The following is a 3199-nucleotide window of genomic DNA, read 5'->3' as shown; positions in this document are numbered from 1 at the left end:
ACAGATGCGGGAAAAATTAATGGCACCTGACTCAGAGAGTATGGGGGTTGTTGAAAACCAGGAAAACAAGAGCAAGATTGCCTTTCTCTTTACCTCTCAGGGCTATCAGTATGTAGGTATGGGTCGCCAACTCTACCAAACTCAACCGACTTTCCGACAAGCACTCGATCGCTGTAACAACATTCTTAGTCCATACTTAGAAAAGCCGTTATTGGAAATTCTCTATCCTCCAGAAGAAATAGAAGAGTCAACCCAATATCTGCTTGATGAAACAGCTTATACCCAACCAGCATTGTTTGCAGTACAGTATGCTATGTTTGAACTATGGAAATCTTGGGGAATTAAACCAGATGTAATGATGGGGTATAGTGTAGGGGAATATGCTGCTGCTTGTGTTGCTGGAGTTTTTAGTCTGGAAAATGTTTTGAAAGTGATTGCCGAACGCAGTCGGCTGATGGCAGAATTACCAAAGGATGGTAAGATCGTGGCAGTAAAAGCATCAGAACAAGAAGTTCGCACAATTATTGGTTCCCAGCCTTGTCCTATTTGGATTAGCGCCATCAACGGCCCCAAAAATGTCGCTATTGCTGGCAAAATCGAGGATGTGGGCGCAGTGTCTACGGCAGTAGAAGCACAGGGACTTGAAATTAAAAAACTAAATGCTTCTGTTGCTTTCCATTCGCCCTTGATGAAACCTATGTTAGGTGAGTTTAAGCAGGCGCTCCGAGAAATAAGTTTTTCTCCACCCCAAATTAAGCTAGTTTCTAGTATGACGGGGAAAGTAGTAATAAAGGAAGTGACTTCTCCAGATTATTGGTGTCGTCAGATTATCGAACCAGTGGAGTTTTTAGCTGGCATGAATAGTCTAAAAAGGGAGGGAATTGAGATTTTCGTAGAAATAGGGCCAAAACCAACTTTACTACGAAGAGGTTGCCAGTGTCTACCAGATGCTGAGTACTTATGGCTGCCAAGTTTGTCTCCAACTGAAATAGACTGGCAACAAATGTTAACCAGCACTGCTGCACTTTATCTTCGTGGCATCCCGGTAGATTGGGTGGGTTTTGACCGCGATTATAACCGTTCTTTCCTACCTATACCAAGTTATCACAGCAACTAAATCACTGAATTATCTGAAATTATGACTTTTTTAGTAACTAATGATGATGGGATTGATGCTCCCGGTATTCAAGCCTTACACAAAGCATTGTTTCAAGTAACCACTGATCCGATTGTAGTTGTTGCTCCTAAAGAGCACCAGTCTGGCTGTGGTCATCGGGTTAATATTCGCACCGTTATTCCTGTAGAATGGCGCTCCGACACTGAGGTGAGTGTAGACAGTACCCCAGCAGATTGTGTTCGTCTGGGCATCAACTATCTCTATGACGATATCCATTTTGTCGTTTCTGGAATTAATGGTGGTTGTAATCTAGGTTCAGATATTTATCCTTCAGGAACCATAGCTGCTGCTAGGGAAGCCACCCAACATAGGATTCCTGCCATTGCCTTTTCTCATTTTAAACGCACTGACTGGGAGTTAGACTGGGAGCGAGCCACCCAATGGACAGTGCGGGTGTTGCAGGAATTACTAACTCAAACCGTCGATCCTGGGACATTATGGAGTGTTAATTTTCCCCACCTAGAGCCGGGATCGCCAGAGCCAGAGATTGTCTTCTGTTCCCTGTGTACCCGTCCCCTACTCACGGAATTTGTGAAGCAAGAGAATGGGTATCTTTATGTGGGAGACGATATCAACCGCAAGTCTGATTCCGGTACAGATGTTGATGTGTGTTTGTCAGGGAACATTGCGATCGCCAAATACTGTTTATGGTAAAAAATATTTATTCTCAGTTCACACTTAAAGTTGCCACAGTAACTGTAATTAATCCATCCGATAAACTAATTCCTATTTTGGTTTTGTGTCCATCTCAGAATGAAAAACAGTTATTTTATCGTGCTGAATTTTCTGATTATTGTTTTCATTGCCTAGAATATTCCTGTTTACAAACTACCCCACCGAAAATCAAAGATCGAGTAGATTTAGTAGCTTTTTGCCAAGATGCGATAGCTTATGCCCAAGCACATCAAATTGTGGCTATTTACTATAGTTTTGATATTGCCAATTTGGTAGCAGCAATAGTTTGTGAAAAGCTTAATTTATTTGGTCCTCGTTTTGAAAGTGTGGTGCAATGTTTTCATAAATTTTATGCCCGTAAAATTGATTCCTATGCCCCTGGTTACTCTGTTGTGCAATGGGAAAATGAAGGGAAATTGACAATTGATGAGCAGATTTTAACTAAACTGAAGTTTCCCCTATTTGTGAAGCCAGTTTGCTCCAGTTACGGTATGTTTTGTGGGAAGATAAATAAACCAGAACAGTTACCAGAATTATGCAACAATCTTGCCAAGAATTATCAACCTTGGTGGCAAATGTATCAGGTTTTGTTCCAAGAATTTATTGATAGCAGAAAATACCCTCTAGCTACAACATCTCAAGTTCCCCTTTTAGTGGAAGAGATGGTTTCTGGTCAACCTTTAACCTGTGATGGTTTTGTCTATCAAGGACAGGTTCATTTTGTCGGTTTAGTGGACACATTGGAAGCCGAAGATGGCTCAGTTGATTGTTATATTTTTCCTGCTCAAGTTAGTTGTAAACAACAGCAAAATATTTACGCTCGGGTGACTAATTTTATTCAAGATAGTGGTTTAGATAACAGCTTTTTCAGTGCAGAATTTTGGCTTCAAGGGCAAGATACCCCGATCTTAATTGAAATAAATGCCCGCATGAGTGCAACCTTTGGCTTTCTATATCAGCAGAGTCTGAATTTTAATTTACCCAAAGCTGCCCTGAAATTAGCTCAGGGAATTTGTCCCCAAGCTCCTCAACACCGATCAGAAGAAGAAATAATCACCACTTGTCGTCTGTATATTTCCACTCGTAAAAGTGGTCTTGCCTCAACACTGTTTGATTTTAACCTTGCTCAACAAACTCTTGATTGCTCACAATTGATTACTTTTAATTGTGAACCAGGAGAACAAATTCAAGACACTCACTATCATCCTACTCCCCTCGCAGAACTCAACCTTGTGGTCGACGACGCCCTGGCCCGAGTGACCGCCCACCACGACGCCGGCGCCGACCACGTCTGCATTCAGGTCCTCCAGGAGGACGGCCGCGACATCCCGGTCGAAGCGTGGCGAC

Annotated in this window: 3 protein-coding genes; all 3 read left to right on the top strand. The window is 42.3% G+C overall.

The genetic code is table 11. The features are described from left to right. Nucleotides 1-1117, top strand: a 1117-nt coding sequence (locus F6K13_RS25275; protein ID WP_287288738.1) for an acyltransferase domain-containing protein, incomplete at its 5' end; no start/stop codon positions are given. A gap of 21 nt (nucleotides 1118-1138) precedes the next feature. Continuing rightward, nucleotides 1139-1831, top strand: a complete 693-nt coding sequence (gene surE, locus F6K13_RS25270; RefSeq protein ID WP_124142810.1) for a 5'/3'-nucleotidase SurE — start codon at nucleotides 1139-1141, stop codon at nucleotides 1829-1831. Beyond that, on the top strand, nucleotides 1825-3199 hold a 1375-nt coding region (locus tag F6K13_RS25265; protein WP_287288736.1), incomplete at its 3' end, for an acetyl-CoA carboxylase biotin carboxylase subunit family protein. The genes surE and F6K13_RS25265, both read left to right, overlap by 7 nt.

Origin of the sequence: Okeania sp. SIO2B9 (genome assembly GCF_010672505.1) — a bacterium.
Lineage (GTDB): Bacteria > Cyanobacteriota > Cyanobacteriia > Cyanobacteriales > Microcoleaceae > Okeania > Okeania hirsuta.
Note: the sequence above shows the minus strand (reverse complement) of the source record. Positions and strands in the feature narration are given on the sequence as shown.

What these genes read in the sequence shown, in the direction of transcription:
- surE (WP_124142810.1), top strand. Translation starts at nt 1,139, where the DNA reads ATGACTTTTTTAGTAACTAATGATGATGGGATTGATGCTCCCGGTATT.